The sequence below is a fragment of the Pseudogemmobacter sp. TB195 genome (assembly GCF_058313095.1).
On the sequence record NZ_JBZEGG010000234.1, the window covers coordinates 1 to 519 of the forward strand.

A 519-nucleotide genomic window follows, 5' to 3' on the forward strand; every position below is an offset into this window, starting at 1 on the left:
TGGAACTCGCTGCGCCACGCCCGGCCGTTCAGCATCGGCCTCAACTGCGCCCTCGGCGCCCGGGAAATGCGCGCCCACATCCAGGAGCTGTCGCGGGTCGCCGATACGCTGGTCTGCGCCTATCCCAACGCCGGCCTGCCCAACGAATTCGGCCTGTATGACGAGAGCCCGGAGGCCATGGCGGCGCTGGTGGGCGAATTCGCCGCCTCCGGCCTGGTCAACGTGGTGGGCGGCTGCTGCGGCACCACGCCGGCGCATATCGCCGCCATCGCCAGGGCGGTGGCCGGCAAGGCGCCGCGCATCGCGCCCGAAGTGGAGCCCCGCCTGCGGCTGTCGGGCCTGGAGCCATTCACCCTCACCGACGACATTCCGTTCGTGAATGTTGGCGAGCGCACCAACGTCACCGGCTCGGCGAAGTTCCGCAAGCTGATCACCGCCGGCGATTACGCCGCCGCGCTCGACGTGGCGCGCGATCAGGTGGCCAACGGCGCCCAGATCATCGACGTCAACATGGACGAG

The 519-nt window shown here is 69.9% G+C and carries 1 protein-coding gene; it reads left to right on the forward strand.

Features of this window, described 5'->3' with window-relative positions:
* Nucleotides 1-519, forward strand: a 519-nt coding sequence (locus AC4FS3_RS29545; protein WP_491023504.1) for a homocysteine S-methyltransferase family protein, incomplete at both ends; no start/stop codon positions are given.